Origin of the sequence: Mesorhizobium sp. M6A.T.Ce.TU.002.03.1.1, from assembly GCF_003997275.1 — a bacterium.
GTDB classification, from domain to species: domain Bacteria; phylum Pseudomonadota; class Alphaproteobacteria; order Rhizobiales; family Rhizobiaceae; genus Mesorhizobium; species Mesorhizobium mediterraneum.
Genome location: NZ_RZTI01000322.1, coordinates 1 through 448, shown reverse-complemented (window position 1 = coordinate 448; position 448 = coordinate 1). Strand labels below are relative to the sequence as shown.

Annotated in this window: 1 pseudogene; it reads left to right on the top strand. The window is 63.2% G+C overall.

Annotated features, from left to right (window positions below):
- Positions 1–448, top strand: a pseudogene (locus tag EOC93_RS33755) (hypothetical protein); the annotation flags it as partial.

Genomic DNA, 448 nt, shown 5'->3' with positions numbered 1-448 from the left:
GGAGAAGAACATCCACGCCAAGCTCGGCCGGCTGAACTCGCTTCAGCGCAACATCAACGCCTATATGAACTCGAAGAGCAAGAAGTTCGCTGCCATCCAGGCCTTCGTGACGCAGTCCGCCAAAGCCAAGGTCGCTCAGGCCGCCGCTGAAGCGGCCCAGGAGAAGCTGGATGCGCTGAATTCTCAGTTGACCGCGCTGACATCGCTGACGCCCGAGCAGATTGCGGCCATGACGCCCGAAGATCAGGCGGCCTTGCCTGGGAAGATAACGGATCTGGAGGCCGAAATCACTGCCCAGGAGGCAGAGGTCACCGCCGCCAATGAGGCGGCTGCCGCGGCAGAGGTCGGCACCGATGATGCATCGCTCGACGCGGCACTGGCGGATATGGCCAACAAGCCGGTCGACGCTGCGGTCACGTCCTGGGCTCAGGGCGTCCTTGCCGACAAG